Source organism: Mycobacterium sp. 20KCMC460 (assembly GCF_022179425.1).
GTDB lineage: Bacteria > Actinomycetota > Actinomycetes > Mycobacteriales > Mycobacteriaceae > Mycobacterium > Mycobacterium kiyosense.
The window spans coordinates 2,629,350-2,651,625 of record NZ_AP025524.1; the positions used below are offsets into that span (position 1 = coordinate 2,629,350).

21 protein-coding genes are annotated in these 22,276 nt (G+C 69.0%); 20 read left to right on the forward strand and 1 reads right to left on the reverse strand.

Annotated features, from left to right (window positions below):
* The first annotated feature begins 57 nt into the window (after positions 1-57).
* The 10 genes from alaS to MKCMC460_RS12475 all read left to right on the forward strand — a co-directional run bounded on the left by alaS (position 58) and on the right by MKCMC460_RS12475 (position 9,918).
* The gene (gene alaS, locus MKCMC460_RS12430; RefSeq protein ID WP_236976127.1) at positions 58-2,763 is read left to right on the forward strand and encodes an alanine--tRNA ligase; all 2,706 of its coding nucleotides are present in this window, start codon (positions 58-60) and stop codon (positions 2,761-2,763) included.
* A complete protein-coding gene (ruvX, locus tag MKCMC460_RS12435; protein WP_236976125.1) occupies positions 2,764-3,243 on the forward strand; it encodes a Holliday junction resolvase RuvX in 480 nt (159 codons plus the stop codon).
* On the forward strand, positions 3,236-4,489 hold the full coding sequence (gene mltG / locus MKCMC460_RS12440; protein WP_236976123.1) for an endolytic transglycosylase MltG: 1,254 nt from the start codon (positions 3,236-3,238) through the stop codon (positions 4,487-4,489). Before ruvX ends, mltG begins: the two co-directional genes overlap by 8 nt.
* A gap of 55 nt (positions 4,490-4,544) precedes the next feature.
* On the forward strand, positions 4,545-5,342 hold the full coding sequence (locus tag MKCMC460_RS12445; protein ID WP_236984206.1) for a shikimate dehydrogenase: 798 nt from the start codon (positions 4,545-4,547) through the stop codon (positions 5,340-5,342).
* An 11-nt stretch (positions 5,343-5,353) separates the two neighbouring features.
* Positions 5,354-5,782 (forward strand): A24 family peptidase, encoded by a 429-nt coding sequence (locus tag MKCMC460_RS12450; RefSeq protein WP_238305779.1) that lies wholly within the window; start codon positions 5,354-5,356, stop codon positions 5,780-5,782.
* Between the two features lie 86 nt (positions 5,783-5,868).
* Positions 5,869-7,077 (forward strand): chorismate synthase, encoded by a 1,209-nt coding sequence (aroC, locus tag MKCMC460_RS12455; protein WP_236976121.1) that lies wholly within the window; start codon positions 5,869-5,871, stop codon positions 7,075-7,077.
* A gap of 5 nt (positions 7,078-7,082) precedes the next feature.
* Complete coding sequence (locus MKCMC460_RS12460) at positions 7,083-7,607, forward strand: shikimate kinase (RefSeq protein ID WP_236976115.1); 525 nt, start codon at positions 7,083-7,085, stop codon at positions 7,605-7,607.
* A complete protein-coding gene (gene aroB, locus MKCMC460_RS12465) occupies positions 7,604-8,692 on the forward strand; it encodes a 3-dehydroquinate synthase (protein ID WP_236976113.1) in 1,089 nt (362 codons plus the stop codon). Before MKCMC460_RS12460 ends, aroB begins: the two co-directional genes overlap by 4 nt.
* Positions 8,689-9,120, forward strand: coding sequence for a type II 3-dehydroquinate dehydratase (gene aroQ, locus MKCMC460_RS12470; RefSeq protein ID WP_236976111.1), 432 nt, complete (start codon positions 8,689-8,691; stop codon positions 9,118-9,120). The genes aroB and aroQ overlap by 4 nt, the downstream gene beginning before the upstream one ends.
* A gap of 150 nt (positions 9,121-9,270) precedes the next feature.
* Entirely contained in the window at positions 9,271-9,918 is a 648-nt protein-coding gene (locus tag MKCMC460_RS12475) for a hypothetical protein (RefSeq protein ID WP_236976109.1), read from the forward strand.
* 119 nt (positions 9,919-10,037) lie between these two features.
* Here the strand turns inward: MKCMC460_RS12475 and MKCMC460_RS12480 are convergent, their stop codons facing one another.
* Positions 10,038-10,841 carry a B-4DMT family transporter gene (locus MKCMC460_RS12480; protein WP_236976107.1) on the reverse strand — a complete coding sequence of 268 codons (804 nt, stop codon included), beginning with the start codon at positions 10,839-10,841 and terminating at the stop codon, positions 10,038-10,040.
* A gap of 33 nt (positions 10,842-10,874) precedes the next feature.
* Between MKCMC460_RS12480 and MKCMC460_RS12485 the strand changes: the two genes are divergently transcribed.
* From MKCMC460_RS12485 to MKCMC460_RS12530, 10 genes are all read left to right on the forward strand, one after another.
* Positions 10,875-11,999, forward strand: a complete 1,125-nt coding sequence (locus tag MKCMC460_RS12485) for a Xaa-Pro peptidase family protein (protein WP_236976105.1) — start codon at positions 10,875-10,877, stop codon at positions 11,997-11,999.
* A gap of 223 nt (positions 12,000-12,222) precedes the next feature.
* Complete coding sequence (locus MKCMC460_RS12490; protein ID WP_238305780.1) at positions 12,223-13,524, forward strand: PE family protein; 1,302 nt, start codon at positions 12,223-12,225, stop codon at positions 13,522-13,524.
* 251 nt (positions 13,525-13,775) lie between these two features.
* Positions 13,776-14,339 (forward strand): elongation factor P, encoded by a 564-nt coding sequence (gene efp / locus MKCMC460_RS12495; RefSeq protein ID WP_236976101.1) that lies wholly within the window; start codon positions 13,776-13,778, stop codon positions 14,337-14,339.
* A gap of 2 nt (positions 14,340-14,341) precedes the next feature.
* Positions 14,342-14,851, forward strand: coding sequence for a transcription antitermination factor NusB (nusB, locus tag MKCMC460_RS12500; protein WP_236976100.1), 510 nt, complete (start codon positions 14,342-14,344; stop codon positions 14,849-14,851).
* Positions 14,848-15,249 carry an antitermination protein NusB gene (locus MKCMC460_RS12505; RefSeq protein ID WP_236976099.1) on the forward strand — a complete coding sequence of 134 codons (402 nt, stop codon included), beginning with the start codon at positions 14,848-14,850 and terminating at the stop codon, positions 15,247-15,249. Before nusB ends, MKCMC460_RS12505 begins: the two co-directional genes overlap by 4 nt.
* Positions 15,250-15,268: 19 nt before the next feature.
* Positions 15,269-16,783, forward strand: a complete 1,515-nt coding sequence (locus tag MKCMC460_RS12510) for a CdaR family transcriptional regulator (protein WP_236976098.1) — start codon at positions 15,269-15,271, stop codon at positions 16,781-16,783.
* An 85-nt stretch (positions 16,784-16,868) separates the two neighbouring features.
* Positions 16,869-17,306, forward strand: a complete 438-nt coding sequence (locus MKCMC460_RS12515; RefSeq protein WP_236976096.1) for a hypothetical protein — start codon at positions 16,869-16,871, stop codon at positions 17,304-17,306.
* Positions 17,307-17,433: 127 nt separating this feature from the next.
* A complete protein-coding gene (locus MKCMC460_RS12520) occupies positions 17,434-18,699 on the forward strand; it encodes an NAD(P)/FAD-dependent oxidoreductase (RefSeq protein ID WP_370653170.1) in 1,266 nt (421 codons plus the stop codon).
* Between the two features lie 106 nt (positions 18,700-18,805).
* Positions 18,806-19,237, forward strand: coding sequence for a GreA/GreB family elongation factor (locus MKCMC460_RS12525; protein ID WP_236976086.1), 432 nt, complete (start codon positions 18,806-18,808; stop codon positions 19,235-19,237).
* Between the two features lie 122 nt (positions 19,238-19,359).
* The gene (locus tag MKCMC460_RS12530; protein WP_370653121.1) at positions 19,360-22,182 is read left to right on the forward strand and encodes an aminotransferase class I/II-fold pyridoxal phosphate-dependent enzyme; all 2,823 of its coding nucleotides are present in this window, start codon (positions 19,360-19,362) and stop codon (positions 22,180-22,182) included.
* The last annotated feature ends 94 nt before the right edge of the window (positions 22,183-22,276 follow it).

Below are 22,276 nucleotides of genomic sequence, written 5' to 3' on the forward strand. Positions count from 1 at the left end.
CAGAGCGCGGCGAATAGGCTGATGGTCGACCCCGTAAAGAAGCAAGGAAGAAGAAGAGTGCAGACACACGAGATCAGGAAGCGTTTCCTTGATCATTTCGTGAAGGCAGGCCACACCGAAGTGCCCAGTGCCTCGGTGATACTCGACGACCCCAACCTGTTGTTCGTCAACGCCGGCATGGTGCAGTTCGTGCCGTTCTTCCTGGGTCAGCGCACCCCGCCCTACGCCACCGCGACCAGCATCCAGAAATGCATCCGCACGCCGGACATCGACGAGGTCGGCATCACCACCCGGCACAACACGTTCTTCCAGATGGCCGGCAATTTCAGTTTCGGCGACTACTTCAAGCGTGGTGCCATCGAACTGGCCTGGGCGCTGCTGACCAACCCGGTTACCGACGGCGGGTACGGGCTGGATCCCGAAAAACTTTGGGCCACAGTCTATCTCGACGACGATGAGGCGGCGGGGCTGTGGCAGGAGGTCGCCGGCCTGCCGGCCGAGCGGATCCAGCGCCGCGGCATGGCCGACAACTACTGGTCGATGGGCATCCCGGGTCCGTGCGGGCCGTCGTCGGAGATCTACTACGACCGCGGCCCGGAGTTCGGCGTCGACGGCGGCCCGATCGCCAACGAGGACCGCTACCTCGAGGTCTGGAACCTGGTGTTCATGCAGAACGAGCGCGGCGAGGGCACCACGAAGGAGGACTACGAGATCCTCGGGCCGTTGCCGCGCAAGAACATCGACACCGGCATGGGTGTAGAGCGCATCGCGCTGGTGCTGCAGAACGTGCACAACGTCTACGAGACCGACCTGCTGCGCCCGGTGATCGATCTGGTGGCCAGCCGCGCACCGCGCGGATACGACGTCGGCAATCACGCCGACGACGTCCGCTACCGCATCATCGCCGACCACAGCCGCACCGCCGCCATCCTGATCGGCGACGGTGTCAGCCCCGGCAACGACGGTCGCGGGTATGTGCTGCGGAGGCTGTTGCGAAGGGTCATCCGCTCGGCCAAGCTGCTGGGCATCGACACCCCGATCGTCGGGGACCTGATGGCCACGGTGCGCGACGCGATGGGTCCCTCCTACCCCGAACTGGTCAGCGACTTCGACCGGATCAACCGGATCGCCGTCGCCGAGGAGACCGCGTTCAACCGCACCCTGGCGTCCGGGTCCAAGCTTTTCGACGACGTGGCCGGCGCCACCAAATCGGCCGGCGCCACCGTGGTTTCCGGCTCGGACGCCTTCACCCTGCACGACACCTACGGCTTCCCGATCGAGCTCACCCTGGAGATGGCCGCCGAGTCGGGCCTGACCGTCGACGAGGCCGGGTTCCGGGAGCTGATGGCCGAGCAGCGGCAGCGTGCCAAGGCCGACGCCGCTGCCCGCAAACACGCCCACGCCGACCTGTCCGCCTACCGCGAACTGGTCGACGCCGGCCCCACCGAGTTCACCGGTTTCGACGAATTGACCTCTGAGGCAAGGATTCTGGGGATCTTCATCGACGGCCGGCGGGTCCCGGTGGTCTCGCACGCCGAAAGCGCCGAGGCGGACCGCGTCGAGCTGATCCTGGATCGCACGCCGCTGTACGCGGAGTCGGGCGGGCAGATCGCCGACGCCGGCACGATCACCGGCACCGGGGCGGGCGGCAGCGCCAAGGCCGCCGTCACCGACGTGCAGAAGATCGCCAAAACCGTTCACGTGCACCGGGTCAACGTCGAATCCGGCGAGTTCGTCGAGGGCGACACCGTGGTCGCCGCGGTGGACCCCGGCTGGCGCAAGGGCGCCACCCAGGGCCACTCCGGCACCCACATGGTGCACGCGGCGCTGCGACAAGTTCTGGGCCCCAACGCCGTTCAGGCCGGGTCGCTGAACCGCCCGGGGTATCTGCGGTTCGACTTCAACTGGCAGGGCCCGCTGTCCGAAGCGCAGCGCACCGAGATCGAACAGGTCACCAACGAGGCCGTGCAGGCCGACTTCGAGGTGCACACCTTCGTCGAGCAGCTCGAGAAGGCCAAGGCGATGGGTGCGATGGCGCTGTTCGGCGAGGCCTACCCGGAGCGGGTGCGGGTGGTCGAGATGGGCGGCCCGTTCTCCCTGGAGCTGTGCGGCGGCACCCACGTGCACAACACCGCGCAGATCGGTCCGGTGACCATCCTGGGGGAGTCGTCGATCGGTTCGGGAGTGCGCCGGGTGGAGGCCTACGTGGGGCTGGAGTCGTTCCGGCACCTGGCCAAGGAACGTGCGCTGATGGCCGGGCTGGCGTCGTCGCTGAAAGTGCCCTCCGAGGAGGTGCCGGCCCGGGTGGCCGGCCTGGTGGAGCGGCTCAAGGCCGCCGAGAAGGAACTCGAGAAGGCCAGACTGGCCAGCGCGCGGGCGGCTGCGACAAACGCCGCCGCGGGGGCCGAGCGGATCGGTAACGTCCGGGTGGTGGCGCAGCGGATGGCGGCCGGGATGACCGGAGCGGACCTGCGCACCCTGGTCGGCGACGTGCGCGGCAAGCTGGGTGCCGACCCGGCCGTGGTGGCGCTGATCGCCGAGGGTGACGGCGCGACGGTGCCGTATGCGGTCGCTGTCAATACCGCCGCCCAGGACCTGGGCCTGAGCGCCAATGATCTGGTCAAGCAGTTGGCTCAGGCGGTAGATGGTCGCGGCGGCGGCAAGCCCGACCTGGCGCAGGGTTCGGGAAAGAACCCGGCCGGCATCGACGCCGCCCTGGCCGCGCTGCGCGCGCAGATCGCAGTGATAGCGCGGGTCGGTTGAGTGACGGGTGCAGCTGACCCCCGACGAGGACGCCGCATCGGCGTGGACGTCGGCACCGTGCGCATCGGGGTGGCCGTCAGCGATCCCGACGGCATTCTGGCGACCCCGGTGGAGACGGTCCGCCGCGAGCGGTCCGGCCGGCACCTGCGTCGGCTGGGCGCGCTGGTTTCCGAGTACGAGGCCGTCGAGGTGATCGTGGGGCTGCCGCGGACGTTGGGTGACCGCATCGGATCGTCGGCGCAGGATGCGATCGAGCTGGCGGACCTGCTGGCGCAGCGCATCGCGCCGGTGCCGGTCCGGCTGGCCGACGAGCGGTTGACCACGGTCGCCGCGCAGCGGTCGCTGCGCGAGGCAGGGGTGCGGGCCAGGCAGCAGCGCTCGGTGATCGACCAGGCGGCCGCGGTGGGGATTCTGCAGGGCTGGCTCGACCAGCAGCGTGCTCGGGCAGCCGACCCCGCCGAGCAGGCATCCGATGTCTGACTTGGACGAAGGCCGGGCCGAGCGCCGGGCCGAACCGGTCGCCGTCGGTGGCGGCGGCCCGCGCCGGACCCGGGCGCAGCGCAAGCACGCCCAGCGCATCCGTCGCCGCCGCCGTGTTGCCGGCGGTATCGCGGCCGGTCTGCTGGTCGCGGTCGTGGTGGCCGCGGTGTTGCTGGGCGGCAAGTTGTGGCATCTGTTCTCAAGCTCGGACAACGACTACGCCGGTAACGGCAAGCGCGACATCGTGATCCAGGTCCAGGCCGGCGACTCGACCACCGCGGTGGGAGAGACGCTGCTGCAGCGCGGCGTGGTGCGCACCGTGCGGGCGTTCGTCGACGCCGCCCACGGCAACGCCGCGATCTCCTCGATCCAGCCGGGCTACTACCGGATGCGCACCGAGATCCCGGCGGCCAACGCGGTGGCCCGGCTGGCGGACCCCGGTAGCCGGGTGGGCAGGTTGGTCATCCCGGAGGGTCGTCAGCTCGACGACACCACCGACATGAAGACCAACAAGACCACGCCGGGCATCCTCACCCTGATCTCGCGGGCCACCTGCGTCGACCTCGACGGCAACCAGCGATGCATCGCGGTGGCCGACCTGCGCACCGCGGCGAGCAAAAGCACACCAGCGGCGCTGTCGGTGCCGGATTGGGCGATGGAGCGGGTGCGCGAACTCGGCGACGACCACCGCCGGCTGGAGGGCTTGATCGCGCCGGGGACCTTCAACATCGACCCGGCCGCCTCCGCCGAGACGACGCTGGCCAACCTGGTCAGCGCCGGCGCGGTGGAGTATCTGACCTCGGGGTTGCTGGACACCGCCAAGTCGCTGGGCCTATCGCCGTACGACATCCTGGCGGTGGCCTCGCTGGTGCAGCAGGAAGCCAACGCGCAGGACTTCGCGAAGGTGGCGCAGGTCATCTACAACCGGCTGCACGAGCACCGCCGGCTCGAGTTGGACTCCACGGTGAACTATCCGCTGGATCGCCGCGAGGTGGCCACCACCGACGCCGACCGCGCGCAGCACACCCCGTGGAATACCTACATGGTCGAAGGGCTGCCGCGCACGGCGATCTGCTCGCCCGGCGTGGAGGCACTGCGGGCCGCCGAGCATCCCGCACCGGGGGACTGGCTGTACTTCGTCACCATCGACGCCCAGGGGACCACCTTGTTCACCCGGGACTACCAGCAGCATCTGGCGAACATCGAACTGGCCAAGCGCAACGGTGTCCTCGATTCCGCGCGATGAGCGTAGCCGCGCGGAGCGCGGCGGCGAAGAGGGCAATTCGATTCCGCGCGCTGAGATCCGCAAGGCGGGCGTGCTGGGCTCGCCGATCGCGCATTCCCGCTCGCCGCAACTGCATTTGGCCGCCTACCGCGCCCTGGGCCTGACCGGCTGGACCTACGACCGCATCGAGTGCGACGCCGCCGCGCTGCCGGGAGTGGTCGGCGGGTTCGGGCCGGAATGGGTCGGGGTGTCGGTGACCATGCCGGGCAAGTTCGCCGCGCTGCGCTTCGCCGACGAGCGCACCCCGCGCGCCGAGCAGGTCGGGTCCGCCAACACCTTGGTCCGCACCGCGCGCGGCTGGCGGGCCGACAACACCGACGTCGACGGCGTCGCGGGCGCACTGGGGTCGGTTACCGGACACGCGGTGGTGGTGGGGTCGGGCGGCACTGCGCCGGCAGCCGTGGTGGGGTTGGCTCAGCTGGGCGTCGAAGGCATCACCGTGGTGGCGCGCGATCCCGAGAAGGCCGCCCGGTTGGTGGAACTGGGGGCGCAAGTGGGCGTCGCGACCCGCTGCTGCGGCCTGGACGACCCCGCCCTGGCCGAGCGGGTGGCTTCGGCGGCGGTGCTGGTCAGCACCATCCCGGCCGACGTGGCGGCGCGCTACGCCGATACCTTCGCCACCGTGCCGGTGCTGCTGGACGCCATCTACGACCCGTGGCCGACGCCGCTGGCTGCCGCGGTGCAGGCCGTCGGCGGGCGCGTGATCAGCGGCCTGCAGATGTTGCTGCATCAGGCGTTCTCGCAGGTGGAGCAGTTCACCGGGCTGCCCGCCCCGCGCGAGGCGATGACTTGCGCGCTGGCCGAATTGCTCTAGCGTGCCGCTGCATGCGGATCGCGTGCGTGGTCGTGGTGCTGGCCTGGCTGGCGGTGTTGAGCGGCTGTGACATCCGCCACCGCCGGCTGCCCAACCTGTTGACGCTGCCCGGCGCGTTGGTGATCCTGGCAGGCGCCGGGCTGGCCGGGCGCGGGGTGGCGGCGCTGCTCGGTGCGGCGGCGCTGACCACGCTGTATCTCGCGGTGCATCTGGTGGCGCCGGCGGCGATGGGTGCCGGCGACGTCAAGCTGGCCACCGGGCTGGGCGCGCTGACCGGCTGCTTCGGCGTCGACGTGTGGTTCCTGGCGGCGCTGGCCGCGCCGCTGTGCACGGTGGTGATCGCGGCGGTCGCCCGCGCGCGCAGCGTGCCGCACGGCCCGTCGATGTGCCTGGCCAGCGGCCTGGCACTCGCGCTCACTCAGCTGACTCTGCTGCGTTGACTCTGCGCCTACGGCGCTGCCCACTCGAACTTCTTCGCCACAGCCGCAGAGTCAAGGGCGGAGAATCTTCATGGGAAGATGTTCGGGTGTTGCGCTGGATAACTGCCGGGGAATCCCATGGCCGGGCGTTGGTGGCCATGGTCGAGGGCATGGTCGCCGGCGTCGAGGTCACCTCCACCGAAATCGCCGACGAGCTGGCCCGACGCCGGCTGGGCTACGGCCGCGGCGCCCGGATGAAGTTCGAGCGCGACGCGGTCACCATGCTGTCCGGGGTGCGGCACGGTGTGACGCTCGGCGGTCCGATCGCCATCGAGATCGGCAACACCGAGTGGCCCAAGTGGGAAACGGTGATGGCGCCGGACCCCGTCGACCCGGCCGAGTTGGCGAACAGCGCCCGCAACGAACCGCTGACCCGGCCGCGGCCCGGACACGCCGACTACGCGGGCATGCTCAAGTACGGCTTCGACGACGCCCGCCCGGTCCTGGAGCGGGCCAGCGCCCGCGAGACCGCCGCCCGGGTGGCGGCCGGAACCGTGGCGCGGGCGTTCCTGCGGCAGGCACTCGGCGTCGAGGTGCTCTCGCACGTCATCTCGATCGGGGCTTCCACCCCTTACGACGGTCCGCCGCCGCGGGCCGAGGACCTCGCCAAGATCGACGCCAGCCCGGTCCGCGCCTTCGACGAGCAGGCCGAACAGTCGATGATCGCCGAGATCGAGGCGGCCAAGAAGGACGGCGACACCCTGGGCGGCGTGGTCGAGGTCGTCGCGTTGGGCCTGCCGATCGGGCTGGGTTCCTTCACCAGCGGCGACAACCGGCTGGACAGCCAACTGGCCGCCGCGGTGATGGGCATCCAGGCGATCAAGGGTGTCGAGATCGGCGACGGGTTCGAGACCGCGCGCCGCCGCGGCAGCCGCGCCCACGACGAGATGTATCCCGGGCCCGACGGTGTGGTGCGCTCCACCAACCGGGCCGGTGGCCTGGAAGGCGGGATGACCAACGGCCAGCCGCTGCGAGTCCGGGCGGCGATGAAGCCGATCTCCACCGTGCCGCGGGCGCTGGCCACCGTCGACATGGCCACCGGCGACGAGGCGGTGGCCATCCACCAGCGCTCCGACGTGTGCGCGGTGCCGGCCGCCGGCGTCGTGGTCGAGACCATGGTGGCTCTGGTGCTGGCCCGGGCGGCGCTGGAGAAGTTCGGCGGCGACTCGCTGGCCGAGACCCGCCGCAACATCGAGGCCTACCAGCGTTCGGTCGCCGACCGGGAGGCGCCGGCCGCGCGGGCGTCCGGGAGCTAGCCGGGATGGCTCCCAAAGCGGTACTCGTGGGCTTGCCGGGTTCCGGCAAGTCGACCATCGGGCGCCGGCTGGCCAAGGCGCTCGGGGTGAGCATGCTGGACACCGACGCCGCCATCGAGGAGAAGACCGGGCGCAGCATCGCCGACATCTTCGCCACCGACGGCGAGCAGGAGTTCCGTCGCATCGAGGAGGAGGTGATCCGCGCGGCCCTGGCCGACCACGACGGGGTGTTGTCGCTGGGCGGCGGCGCGATCACCAGCCCCGGGGTGCGCGCCGCACTGGCCGGTCACACCGTGGTCTATCTGGAGATCAGCGCCGCCGAGGGCGTGCGGCGCACCGGTGGCAGCACGGTGCGGCCGCTGCTGGCCGGGCCCGACCGTGCCGAGAAGTTCCGTGAGCTGATGGCCACCCGCATCCCGTTGTACCGCCGGGTCGCGACCATCCGGGTCGACACCAACCGGCGCAACCCCGGCGCGGTCGTGCGTTACATCGTGTCCCGGTTGCAGACTCAAGTAGAGGCCGCCAAATGACAGAGAACAGTTCGCCGGTCACCATCGAGGTGGCCGTCGACCCGCCATACCCCGTGGTGATCGGCTCGGGGCTGCTCGACGAGCTGCAGCAACTGCTCGCCGGGCGCCACAAGGTCGCCATCCTGCACCAGCCGGTGCTGACCGACACCGCCGAGCGGATGCGAATCCGCTTGGCCGACAACGGAATCGACGCGCACCGCATCGAAATCCCGGACGCCGAAGCCGGCAAAGAACTGCCGGTGGTCGGGTTCATCTGGGAAGTGTTGGGCCGCATCGGAATCGGCCGCAAGGACGCCCTGGTCAGCCTGGGTGGCGGGGCGGCCACCGACGTCGCCGGGTTTGCGGCGGCCACCTGGCTGCGCGGTGTGTCGATCGTGCACGTGCCCACCACCCTGCTCGGCATGGTCGACGCCGCCGTCGGGGGCAAGACCGGTATCAACACCGAGGCGGGCAAGAACCTGGTCGGCGCTTTTCACCAGCCGCTGGCCGTGCTGGTCGACTTATCCACCCTGAAGACGTTGCCGCACAACGAGATCGTCGCGGGCATGGCCGAGGTGGTGAAGGCTGGATTCATCGCCGACCCGGTGATCCTGGATCTCATCGAAGCCGACCCGCAGGCAGCGCTGGACCCCGAGGGCAAGGTGCTGCCCGAGCTGGTCCGCCGTGCCATCGCGGTCAAGGCCGAGGTGGTGGCCGCCGACGAAAAGGAATCCGAACTTCGCGAAATCCTGAACTACGGCCACACTTTGGCCCACGCGATCGAACGCCGGGAGCGCTACCGGTGGCGGCACGGGGCGGCGGTGTCGGTGGGCCTGGTGTTCGCCGCCGAACTGGCCCGGCTGACCGGCCGCCTCGACGACGAGACCGCAGCCCGGCACCGCGACATCCTGACTTCGCTGGGTCTGCCGGTCAGCTACGACGCCGACGCGCTGCCGCAGCTGATCGAATTCATGGCCGGGGACAAGAAGACCCGCGCCGGGGTGCTGCGTTTTGTGGTTCTCGACGGGCTGGCCAAACCGGGCCGGCTGGTGGGGCCCGACCCGGGCCTGCTGGTGACCGCGTACGCCGGGTTGTGCGCGCCATGACCGTGACCGTCAACGTGCTCAACGGGCCCAACCTGGGCCGGCTCGGCCGGCGCGAGCCCGCCGTCTACGGCAGCACCACTCACGACGAACTGGTCGCCCTGATCGAGCGCGAGGCCGCCGAGCTGGGCGTCAAAGTCGTTGTACGGCAAAGCGACAGCGAAGCCGAGCTGCTGGATTGGATCCACCGCGCCGCGGACGCTGCGGAGCCGGTGATACTCAACGCCGGCGGACTCACCCACACCTCGGTGGCGCTGCGCGACGCGTGCGCCGAGCTGCGCGCCCCGCTGATCGAGGTGCACATCTCCAATGTGCATGCGCGCGAAGAGTTTCGGCGGCATTCGTACCTCAGCCCGGTGGCCACCGGAGTGATCGTGGGCCTGGGTGTTCAGGGCTACCTGCTGGCGCTGCGCTACCTGGCCGGCGCGTAGGCGCCCCAGCGCTGTCCCGCCCATGGACTCGCGACTAAGCGGCCGAGCAAGAAATTCATCGAATGACGGTTGATATCACGAGGTTGTCGGCTTAATGCAGTTATCGGCGGTAAGCGAAAAGTTGCGAATGGCGAGGATGGCGCTTAACTAATGCCTCCGACCCATCAATGGAAACGCGCTCACGAACGTCTCAATGCTGATATTACTAAGGCGGCTAAGCGCAAGAATTTGCCATTCCGCAGCATCACTGACCTAATTAACACCAATGAACGCTACCCCAGCCTTATTCCTGTACTGATCGATTGGTTGAAGAATCTAGAGAACAAGAGTGGGCTGACTCAACCCACTGAGTTACATGATCTCCGTGATGGACTGTATAGGGCGTTGACCACGGTCGATGCGATGGGCACGGAGGCGGTATCGCTGTTATTCGACAGTTTCTATCTGCAGCCACCGGCGCCACCGATCATCTTGGCAACCATTGGTACGGCGCTCAGGTATATTGCTGCCCCCGCCGATTATGTACGCATGCGCCAAGTCGCGACGGATCGTTCGTTAAGTTTCGGACGAGCGCCGCTGATCGAGTGGCTGTTGCGGGCAGACCCGGATGACGCGCTTCCTTTGGCGGTCAGCGAGCTGGATGATCCGTCAGTTCGCCCCTACATACTCCGGTCGCTACGTGCGATCAAACACCTGCCAGCCTCCTTGCGGTCAGTGATCGAACCGTACCTGGATGATCCAGACAGCGAAGTTCGCCTTCAAGCGAAGCGGACGCTGGCGAAACTGGCAAGAGATTGACCTGAGCATTGATCGGACAGCGCATGCCCCTGTAGAAGTTGGCGGCTCGGATGTAGGTCGCCAAATAAAGACCCAACAGGTCCTCGGACCATGGGCCGCGCAGTATCCCGGTATGGCAACTAGTCTTTGCGCAGATCCGGCTTGGCGGTGGGCTTGGTGTGGTCGGCGTCGGTGCGAATGACCTCGGTCTTCGCGTCGCTGTCGTGGGTGGGGATGAATTCGGTTTTGGCTTCGCTGTCGCCGGTGCGGATGACCTCGGTCTTGGGGTCGTCCTCGTGGGTGCGGATGACCTCGGTCTTGGCGTCATCGTCGTGGGTGCGGATCACCTCGGTGCGCGAGTCCTGCTCGCGTTCCATCGTGGCGACCGGCGAGGTGCGCTCCTCGGTGGCTGCGGCCGTCGGGATCTCCCCGGTCGGGCTGTCGTCGGCGCGCACCGCGGAGAACACGTCGGTATCGGCGCGGTCGGTGCCACCGCGCGAGGCGTCGCGCTTCTCGGGCGCGGGCGCGTTGCGGTCCACCCGCCACCGGCCGATCGACACACCGACGATCGCGAACAGGAAGACCAGCAGGGCGGTGAACGCCGCGAACGTCGTCAGCTCGTTGAGCAACCCACCGGTGTAGATCGCCTTATAGAACAGCGCGATGATCCACGCGACCAGGCCACTGACCACGCCGGCCACCAGTCCGCCCAGCAGCCACACCATGGCCAGGTCGTCGCGACGGTCCGGGTCCGGGTGGGCTTTGGCATCGGCGCGACCGTCGAACGTGCCCCAGACCGCAGCACAGATGATGAAGATGGTCAGCAACACGATGCTGATCAGCGCGGACTGCGTCTGCCAGGCGTTAATCAGCGCCCCCTGCACCAGTCGGAGCACGACCATTCCGACTGCGAAAATCAATCCACGCACCATCCACTTGTTCATGGGCAAACAGCGTAGCGAGTACGGTCAAGGGTCGTGACACATTCTCAGCGTCGACACAACCTCAAATCCAAGATCGGTGCCGCCGGACTAGACGCGATGCTGGTCACCGACCTGATCAATGTGCGGTATCTGTCCGGTTTCAGCGGCTCCAACGGCGCGTTGCTGGTGTTTGCCGACGACCGAGAGGCGGTGCTGGCCACCGACGGCCGGTACCGTACCCAGGCAGCGCAGCAGGCACCCGATCTGGAGGTGGCCATCGAGCGCGCGGTCGGTCGTTATCTGGCCGGCCGGGCCGGGCAGGACGGCGTGACCAAACTGGGCTTCGAGAGTCACGTCGTGACCGTCGACGGCTTCGACGCGCTGGCGGGCGAACTTGACGGGCGGGCGACCGAATTGGTCCGGGCATCGGGCACGGTCGAAGCGCTGCGGGAGGTCAAGGACGATGGTGAGCTGGCGTTGCTGCGCCTGGCGTGCGAGGCGGCCGACGCCGCGCTGGCCGATCTGGTGGAGCGGGGCGGGCTGCGGCCGGGCCGCACCGAGCGCGAGGTGAGCCGCGAGCTGGAGAACCTGATGCTCGACCACGGCGCCGACGCGATCTCGTTCGAGACCATCGTTGCCGCCGGGCCCAATTCGGCGATCCCGCACCACCGCCCCACCGACGCGGTGCTGGCCGCGGGTGATTTCGTCAAGATCGACTTCGGCGCCCTGGTTGCCGGCTACCACTCCGACATGACCCGTACCTTCATCCTGGAAAAGGCGGCCGACTGGCAGCTAGAGATCTACCAGCTGGTCGCCGACGCGCAACGCGCCGGTCGCGAAGCGCTGCATCCGGGCGCCGAGTTGCGTGACGTGGACGGTGCGGCGCGCCAGCTGATCGCCGACGCCGGCTACGGGGAAAACTTCGGCCACGGACTGGGGCATGGAGTTGGCCTGCAGATCCACGAAGCGCCGGGCATCGGGGCCACGTCCGCCGGAACCCTGCTGGCGGGTTCGGTCGTGACGGTGGAGCCCGGCGTCTACCTCCCCGGCCGCGGCGGTGTCCGCATCGAGGACACCCTGGTGGTTCCCGCGGACGCGCCACGCGACGCAGGTCACGGCGCGTCCGGTCCGGAGTTGCTCACCCGGTTCCCAAAGGAACTGATTACATTGCAGCTCTGAGATCTGGGCCGCCCCACTAGGTAAAGCCGTGATAGCTGGGCACACACCGCCGAGCACGCTTAGCGGCGACTGAAACCTGGGAAGTTCCTGGCAACTTCGGAGGGCTTGTCCGCTGCCCGATACGCTCAATGCCTGCGCTTCATCACAACCGAGTCTGTTCACGACAGATTATCGACCGCTCCATCACAGATTGTTTCAGTACCCGCGTCGTCGGAGGTGTGAGATGTCGTTTGTGTTTGCGGCCCCGGAATTCGTCACGGCTGCTGCCTCGGATGTGGCGAGTATCGGTTCGACAGTCAATTGTGCCGGTGCGGCGGCGGCGACCGCGACGACGCAAGTGCTGCCCGCGGGTTGCGATGAGGTATCGGCAGCCGTCGCCGCCCTATTCGGGGCGCACGGGCAGGCGTATCAGGCGATGAGCGCGCAGGTAACGGCCTTTAACAAGCAGTTTGCCTGGTTGATGAACTCCGGAGCGGGTGAATATGCGACCTCCGAAGCCGCGGGGGCGGCCTCTCTGCAGACTCTGCAGCAAGATCTGTTGGGGTTCATCAACTTGCCCACCAATCTGTTGCTTGGACGCCCCCTGATCGGCGACGGCGCCAGCGGCGCCCCGGGAACCGGGGCGGACGGCGCACCAGGCGGATTATTGATCGGCAACGGAGGTGCCGGTGGCTCCGGCGGCGGCACCCATCTCAACGGCGGTAACGGTGGCGCCGGGGGCCTGTTCGGCAACGGCGGGGCCGGGGGAGCAGGTGGCGGATTGCTCGGCAACGGTGGGGCGGGCGGGTCTGCCGGTCTGTTCGGCAACGGCGGGACCGGCGGCCAGGGTGCCCCGGGCCACAACGGAGGGGCAGGCGGGGCAGGCGGGCTGTTCGGCATCGGTGGCGCCGGGGGCGCCGGCGGTAGCGCGATAGCCATTGCCGGGGCGGGCGGCGCCGGCGGTTCGGCCGGGCTGTTCGGCACGGGTGGCGTTGGCGGCATCGGCGGGAGCGCGACCTCAGGTCCTGGCGGCGCCGGGGGCGCCGGCGGTAGCGGCGGCATTTTCGCTGGCACCGGCGGGGCCGGCGGCGCAGGAGGGTTCACCGGACAGTTCGGGGTCGCCGGCGGAGCAGGGGGTGTCGGCGGCACCGGTGGCCTGCTGTTCGGTAACGGAGGGGACGGCGGGGTCGGCGGCTTCGCCCCCGACGCAGCTACCGGCGGTGCGGGCGGCAACGGCGGGGCCGGGGGCATGCTGGCCGGCTGGGGTGGTAGTGGCGGCGGCGGCGGATTCGGCGGCCAGGCCGGAGGTAATGGCGGTGCCGGCGGCAAGGCCGGGTTGATCGGTGATGGCGGGACCGGCGGGGGTGGTGGCGGCGGAGCGGTGGGCGGCGACGGGGGCCACGGTGGCGACGCCGATTTGATCGGCAACGGCGGGGCCGGCGGCAACGCAGGTATCAACATATTCGGCGTCAGCCCCGGTGTTGGCGGAATCGGCGGTGCCGGCGGGTTGTTGCTCGGCTTGAACGGGGCGACCGGGCTGGCGTAGCCGGCGTCATCACCCGGTCCCGAGGTCTCTCATCGAAGGTCGGGGGTGAGTTCGGCGGGTTAGCGTTGCCCTTTTACGCGGGTAAGCTCAGGCCGATGCCCACCCTCCTCGCACCCTCACGGGTAGAGGTTTACGCTCCACCGGCAGAACGTGATGGTGCTGCTGTGGGTATGGGCATGCCCTGGGGATCCCTGCCTAGAAGGCACGTAGACCCGTCACCATCCCGTAGCAGATCGGAGATCTAGAACATCGTGGCGAGCACTGCTGACTTCAAGAACGGACTTGTCCTGGTCATCGACGGGCAGCTGTGGACCATCACCGAGTTCCAGCACGTCAAGCCCGGCAAGGGGCCCGCGTTCGTGCGCACCAAGCTCAAGAACGTGCTGTCCGGCAAGGTCGTCGACAAGACCTACAACGCCGGGGTGAAGGTTGACACCGCCACCGTCGACCGCCGCGACACCACCTACCTGTACCGCGACGGCTCGGACTTCGTGTTCATGGACAGCCAGGACTACGAACAGCACGCGCTGCCCGAGTCGCTGGTCGGCGACGCCGCGCGGTTCCTGCTGGAGGGCCTGCCGGTGCAAGTGGCGTTCCACAACGGCGCCCCGCTGTACATCGAGCTGCCGGTCTCGGTCGAGATGGTGGTGTCGCACACCGAGCCCGGTCTGCAGGGCGACCGGTCCAGCGCGGGCACCAAGCCCGCCACCGTCGAGACGGGCGCGGAGATCCAGGTGCCGCTGTTCATCAACGCCGGCGACAAGCTGAAGGTGGACACCCGCGACGGCAGTTACCTGGGCCGGGTCAACGCCTGAGCATGCCGGACGGGGAACGCAAGCCGGACAAACCGGCGCCGAAATCGACGCGTCCGGTCAAAGGGCGCCACCAGGCGCGTAAACGCGCCGTCGACCTGCTGTTCGAGGCCGAGGCGCGGGGCCTGAGCCCCGCCGAGATGGTCGACGTTCGCACCGAGCTGGCCGCGGCCAACCCCGATGTCGCCCAGCTGCACCCGTACACGATTGCGGTGGCCCGCGGTGTCGCCGAGCACGCCGCCCACATCGACGAGCTGATCAGCGCGCACCTGCAGGCCTGGACGCTGGACCGGTTGCCGGCCGTGGATCGTGCGGTGCTGCGCGTCGCGGTGTGGGAGTTGCTGTACGCCGAGGACGTGCCCGAGCCGGTCGCCGTCGACGAGGCCGTCGAGCTGGCCAAGGAGCTGTCCACCGACGAATCGCCGGGCTTCGTCAACGGCGTGCTGGGCCAGGTCATGCTGGTGACGCCGCAGATCAGGGCGGCCGCCCAGGCGGTGCGGGGGCAGTCCTCGTGACCCGGCTGGAGCTGCGAGTCGTGCTGTCGGTGCTGGCAGCGGCGACGGTGGTGGTGGGCGCGGTGGTGAGCGCTGCGTTCGGCTGGACCATCGTGGCCTCGGTGCTGGCGATCTTCGCCCTGGGCGTGGGCGCCTGGGTGTATCACGCGGTCGAGCGCCTGATCCTGGCGCGCCGGATCAGCACGGTCCGTAGCGCGGCCAAGCCCCTGCAGCCGTTGCTGCCGGTGATGGCCGCCATCATGGGCCTGACCCAGGCGGTGGTGCGCTCGCTCACCGACGTCACCGATCTGCCGGCAAAGCGCTGGGAACTGCCGCAGTTGCCGTTGCTGAAACGGATGGAGAACCCGCTCGGCAACCGCGCCAACCGTGAGATCGTGGACGACGAGCTAGACGGCTGAACCTGCGGGAGCGCGTCCGATGATCACCTTGGACCGGCTGGTCAACGTCCTGGGTGGCTACGGCGTCCGGCTGCGCTGGTCGTCGGTGCCGCGCTCCACCGAGCTGCGCAGCGTGGTGATCCACGAAGCGGGCCCGGCCAGTCCCGGGTTCGGCGACCTGCTGCTGGCAATCGATGCGGCCTCGTCGGCCGAAGCGATGCAATGGGCGGCCGCGGCGCACGCCGTCGTCGTGCTTACCCGGGACCTCGACGAGCCCATTGACGACGGCTGGGCCGGTGCGGTGCTGGTGCTCGACCAAGCCGTGTCGTGGAGTGAGGTCGCCGCCGTGGTCTATGGGCTGGTGCTCGAGGGCCGCGAAACCGAGTCCGGGCGCGGTCCCACCGACCTGTTCGCGTTGGCCGACAGCCTGGCCGATGCGACCGGCGCGGCGGTGACGATCGAAGATCCGTTGCTGCGGGTGCTGGCGTATTCGCGGCGGCACAACGCCGATTCGGCCCGGGTGGCCACCATTCTGGAGCGGCAGGCGCCGGCCGAGCTGCGCGCACTGTTCGAGGCGCGGGGTGTGCTCGCGCACCTCGCGGCCCGCGACGAGCCGCTGTTCATCGACCCGGCACCCGAACACGGACTGGTGGGTCGGATGGTCGTGGCAGCCCGCTCCGGCCGGGAGATCCTGGGCTCGGTGTGGGTGGCCTGCCCGGCTCCGTTGAGCGGTGCCCAGCGCACCGCGCTGGCCGAGGGCGCCCACACCGTGGCGCTGCACCTGTTGCGCTCCCGGGCCAGCGCGGACCTGGAACGCCAGGTCGAATCCGATCTGGTGATCCGGTTGCTGGAGGGCACCATCGACGCCGCGACGGTGGTGAGCAGGCTGGGACTGCCGCCCGGCCCGCTCCGGGTGATCGCGCTGCACGCCACGATCGGGGCGTCCCGCGATGCCGCGCTGCTGCTGGCGTTCGACCGTGCCACCACCGGGTTCGGCTGGTCGCGACCGGGACGAAGCGCGTTGATCCGCAACACCATCTACACACTGCTGCCCGGCGAACAGGCCGACGGCGCGCGGCGCTGGATCAGCGGGCTGCGGGCCGCGCTGCCCGCGGACGCGGTGGTGTCGGCCGGCATCAGCGCGCCGGCCGAGCCGGCCGACCTGGTCGCCGCCCGTCAGGAGGCTGACGAGTGCCTGGCGCTGCAGGAGGCCGCAGCGCCGGGATCGGCGCCGCCGGTGTACGACGAGTCCTGGGACGAGGTGCTGCTGCAACGGCTGCGGACCGCCGCGCGGGCGGGCCGGTCGCCGGAGCGGGGCCCGGTGGTGGAGCTGCGGGCGCACGACCGCGCTCACGGCACCGAATACGTAGCCACGCTGCGGGCGTGGCTGGAGGCCCAGGGCGACCCGGCCGGGGCGGGTGAGCGACTCGGCGTCCACGAGAACACGGTGCGTTACCGGCTGCGGAAGATGGCCGAGATCACCGCGCTGCAGCTGGACGACGCCCGCAAGCGGTTGGCGATGACGATCGAGCTGGCGGCGACCGACCCCGATTGAGGCTGTCCCAGCCCGACAAATCCGGTAGCCCGATTTGTCCCGTCACGGCAATGCTTGCCGGGCCGGCCGACGCCACCATGGAATTGTGAGATCACCTTTCGCCCTGCTGCTGGTGCTGGTGGCCGCGTCGGCCGCGATGATCACCGGCGTCGGCGTCTACGACGTCCGCGCCGACTTCTATGCCGAGCAGGCGCAGAACCGTCGCCAGGTCATCGCGACTGTCGTGGGTGAGGCGCCGCGGCACCGGGACCTGGACAGCCCGCTGGCCACCGTGCCGGCCCGCTGGTCTGCCGGCGGTGCCGAACGCAGTGGCGCCGTCGTCGCCAACCGAACCGCGAAAACCGGTGACGTCGTACATATTTGGGTCGACGACGCCGGCCAGGCGGTGCACCCGTCCAACACCACCGCGGTCGACGAGGCGGTGATGGCCGCGCTCGGGGTCGGCGTGGCGGTATTTATCGCCGGGGTGTCGGTGCTGGGAATCGCGCGGTTCGCACTCGCCGGCCTGCAGCACCGGGACTGACTGTGCCGGTGTGTTGTCGGGACGCGACAACTGCCGGGAGCGCAGTTGTCCGGATCGGGCAAGCCGCCGGCCGCCACCGCCACCACCATGGGAATTGTCAGGTCAGAACATTCGGAGGTGTGTCATGGTGGTCGACAGCGAGCGGGTCGACGGCGGGCCGCGGTCGGCGATCGTCGTCGGTGCGGGCATCGTCGGGTTGTCGACGGCGTGGTTCCTGCAGGAGCGCGGGGTCGACGTCACGGTGGTCGACGGAGGCTACGTCGGCGCCGGTGCCTCGGGTGGCAACGCCGGCTGGATCGCGCCCGGCCTGATCGTGCCGCTGAACTCGCCTGCGGTGTTGCGTCTCGGGTTGCGATCGCTGCTCGATCCGCTTGCGCCGCTGCATCTTCCGACCCGACCGGATCCCAGGCTGGCGAAGTTCTTGCTGCAGTTCGCGGCCGACTGCCGGCGTGCGCCGCGGATGCGCGCCCTGCGGGCCAACGTGCCGCTGAACGAAGAATGCATCGAGGCGTTCGAGGTGCTCGTCGGCAACGGCGTCGACGTGCCGGTCACCGACGCGCCGGTGACCGCGGTCTTCCGCACCGCCGCGCGGGCGCAGCACCTGCTGACCGAGCTACGCGAACTCGAAAACGCCGGGCAGACAATCGATGTCACTTCCCTGGCGGGAGCCGAACTGCGCGAGCAGGTGCCGCTGGCGGCGGACGCGGTCACTGCCGGGCTCAACGTCAACGGGCAGCGCTTCGTCGACCCGGGCCGGTTCGTCGAGGCGCTGTGCCGTTCGGTGATCGAGCGGGGTGCGACCACCCGCAGGCTGCACATCGACGGCATCGGCACGTCGCGCACCGGTGTCGCGGTGCTGCCGAGCAGAGGCCTCGCACTCGAGGCGGACGTCGTCGTGCTGGCCACCGGCGCGCTGCTGTCGCGGCTGGCCGGCCGCCGGATGCGGGTGCCGGTGCGGGCCGGGCGCGGCTACTCGTTCACCGTGCCGGTCGACCGGCCGATCCCCGGTCCTATCTACCTGCCCGACGCGCGGGTGGCCTGCACGCCGTACCGCGGGCAGCTGCGCGTGGCAGGGACCATGGAATTCCGCGGCCCGCACGAAGCCGGCCGGCCCGAACGCGTGGACGCGATCGTCGCCTCGGTGCGCCCGTTGCTGGACGGCGTGCGCTGGGAGGAACGCAGCGACCTCTGGGTGGGGGCCCGCCCGGTCACCCCGGACGGCCGGCCGGTGATCGGCGAGGTCGGGCCGGGCGTCTATGTGGCCGGCGGGCACGGCATGTGGGGATTCGCGCACGGACCGGTCACCGGCCGGCTGCTGGCCGAGCAGATCACCACCGGCAAACAACCGCAGGAACTTCGCGAATTCGACCCGCTGCGCAAGGTGGGCCGCTAGAAACTTGGCCGGCACCGGCCGTCGAGTCGTCAGGGACGGTTGCCCGTCGGGCCCGTCCCTGACGACAACCCCTGGCAACCAACGAATCTGAAGTGAGGAGCAGCCAATGACCGGGCGGGCATGGATTTCCAGGCAGGCGTACGAACGGCTGCAGCAGCGACTGTCCTCGTTGCGCAAACAGTCGGCGTCGGGCCCCGATCCCGACGACGCGCAACTGCAGATCCAGCGGATCCACGACCTCATGCTCACCACCGTCGCCGGTGACGACCCACCCGACGACGGCATTGCCGAACCGGGCATGGTGGTGACCGTCCGCTTCGAGGACAGCGGTGACGTCGAGACGTTCCTGCTGGGGGTGCGCGGCGCCGAGCACGGCGACATCGAGGTCTACTCGACCCGGTCTCCGTTGGGTGCCGCGATCGTGGGCGCAGCACCTGACGAGCAGCGGACTTACCGCTTGCCCAGCGGTGAACAGTTGACTGTCACCCTGCTCGCCGCCGTTCCGTATGGCGTGCATGAGGCCGAACTCCCGGCCTGAAATCGCCGCCCCGGCGGCAGATGTCGCTTGCCAACCGGTGCCGAACGGTTCCGATCCCGCCCCGCCGACCTCTACTGTGGCATGGGATCAGCTGCAACCGCTGGCGGAAGACAGGTGACGAAATGAACCCAGACAGCGCCCCCAAGCGACGACTTCGAGTCTCCGCGCTGGCCGCGGTGGCCAACCCGTCGTACACGCGCATCGACACGTGGAACCTGCTCGACGACGCCTGCCGTCATCTCGCCGAGGTCGACCTGGCGGGCTTGGACAAGACCCACGACCTGGCCAAGGTGAAGCGGCTGATGGACCGCATCGCCGCCTACGAGCGGTACTGGCTGTATCCGGGGGCGGCGAACCTGGCGACCTTCCGCGCTCATCTGGAGATGTTGTCCACGGTGCGGCTCACCGAGGAGGTGTCGCAGGCCGTGCGGCTGCTGTCCGAATACGGTGACCGCACTGCGCTTTTCGACATCACCGCACCACTGGCCGACCAGGAGCTGGTGGCGCAGGCCAAGCAGCAGCAGTTCTACACGGTGCTGCTGGCCGACGACTCGCCGCACAACTCGCCGGACTCGCTGGCCGAGAGCCTGCGAGCGTTGCGCAACCCGGCCGACGACATCCAGTTCGAGATTCTGGTGGCTCCCAGTGTCGAAGACGCGATCACCGCGGTGGCGCTCAACGGCGAGATTCAGGCCGCGATCATCCGCCACGACCTGCCGCTGCGCTCGCGTGACCGGGTGCCGCTGATGAACACGCTGCTGGGCGCCAACGACGACGTCCCGGTGTCCGACCGCGCGCACGACTGGGTCGAATGCGGCGAGTGGATCCGCGAGCTGCGTCCGCACATCGACCTGTACCTGCTGACCGACGAGTCGATCGCGGCGGGCAACGAGGACGAACCCGACGTCTACGACCGCACCTTCTACCGCCTCAACGACGTCACCGATTTGCACAGCACGGTCATCGCCGGTCTGCGAAACCGGTTCTCCACACCGTTTTTCGATGCGTTGCGGGCCTACGCGGCCGCGCCGGTCGGTCAGTTCCACGCACTGCCCGTCGCGCGCGGCGCGTCTATCTTCAACTCCAAGTCACTGCAGGACATGGGCGAGTTCTACGGCCGCAACATCTTCATGGCCGAGACGTCCACCACCTCCGGTGGGCTCGATTCACTGCTCGACCCGCACGGCAACATCAAGAAAGCGATGGACAAGGCGGCGATCACCTGGAACGCCAACCACACCTACTTCGTCACCAACGGGACCTCCACCGCCAACAAGATCGTGGTGCAGTCGCTGACCCGCCCGGGCGACATCGTGCTGATCGACCGCAACTGCCACAAGTCACACCACTACGGCCTGGTGCTGGCCGGTGCCTACCCGCTGTATCTGGACGCCTATCCGCTGCCGCAGTTCGCCATCTACGGAGCGGTGCCGCTGAGCACCATCAAGAAGGCGCTGCTGGACCTCGAGGAGGCCGGGCAGCTGGACAAGGTGCGGATGCTGCTGCTCACCAACTGCATCTTCGACGGGGTCGTCTACAACCCGCGGCAGGTGATGGAGGAGGTGCTGGCGATCAAGCCGGACATCTGCTTTCTGTGGGACGAGGCGTGGTACGCGTTCGCCACCGCCGTGCCGTGGGCCCGGCAGCGGACGGCGATGGTGTCGGCCGAACACCTCGAGCAGCGCCTGGCCTCCCCGGAATACCGTGCGGAGTACCGCAAGTGGCAGGCCTCGATGCAAGGAGTGCCCCGCTCGGAGTGGGTCGATCGCAAGCTGTTGCCGGATCCCGATCGGGCCCGGGTGCGGGTGTATGCGACGCACTCCACGCACAAGTCGCTGTCGGCGTTCCGGCAGGCGTCGATGATCCACGTCCGCGACCAGGACTTCAACGCTCGCGCCCGCGACGCGTTCGGCGAGGCGTTCCTCACGCACACCTCCACCTCGCCGAACCAGCAGCTGCTGGCCTCACTTGACCTGGCTCGTCGCCAGGTCGACATCGAGGGGTTCCAGCTGGTCCGCCAGGTCTACGACATGGCCCTGGTGTTCCGGCACCGGGTCCGTAAAGACCGGTTGATCAGCAAGTGGTTCCGCATCCTCGACGAATCCGACCTGGTTCCGCAGGAGTACCGGGCGTCGGTCAGCTCGTACCGGGAGGTCCGGCAGGGCGCCCTGGACGAGTGGAACGAGGCCTGGCGGTCCGACCAGTTCGTGCTGGATCCCACCCGGGTCACGCTGTTCCTGGGCAACACCGGAATGAACGGTTACGACTTCCGCGAGAAGATCCTGATGGACCGGTTCGGTATCCAGATCAACAAGACGTCGATCAACAGCGTGCTGCTGATCTTCACCATCGGCGTTACCTGGTCGAGCGTGCATCACCTGCTCGACGTGTTGCGCCGGGTGGCCATCGACTTCGACCGGGAGAAGAAGGCCGCCAGCACCGCCGACTGGGCGCTGCACGAGCGCCGGGTCGAGGAGATCACCGAGGATCTGCCGCATCTGCCCGACTTCAGCGAGTTCGACGTCGCGTTCCGGCCGGAGGGGGCGACCAGCTATGGCGACACCCGCTCGGCGTTCTACGCCGGCTACGAGGAATCCGACCGTGAATACGTGCAGATCGGTACCGCCGGGCGTCGGCTCGCCGAGGGAAAGACGTTGGTGTCCACCACGTTTGTGGTGCCCTACCCGCCGGGTTTCCCGGTGCTGGTGCCGGGGCAGGTGGTCTCCAAGGAGATCATCTACTTCCTGGCTCAGCTCGACGTGAAGGAAATCCACGGCTACAACCACGATCTGGGATTGTCGGTGTTCACCCAGGAGGCGCTGGCCCGGCTGGAGGCCAAGCGCAGCGCGGTGACCAGCGCCAGTAGCAACGGCAACGGGTCCGGTCCGGCCACCGGAGCCGAACAGACGCTGGTGGCCAACGAGCACACCGTTCCGGTGAACTGAGTCGGGGCTGCTTCGGCCGTCCGCCTCGCCGTCGGCGGCTGCCGAGCGGGAATCCGGCGACGGCACAGCGGCGTGTCGCGTCGTGTGATTCCCA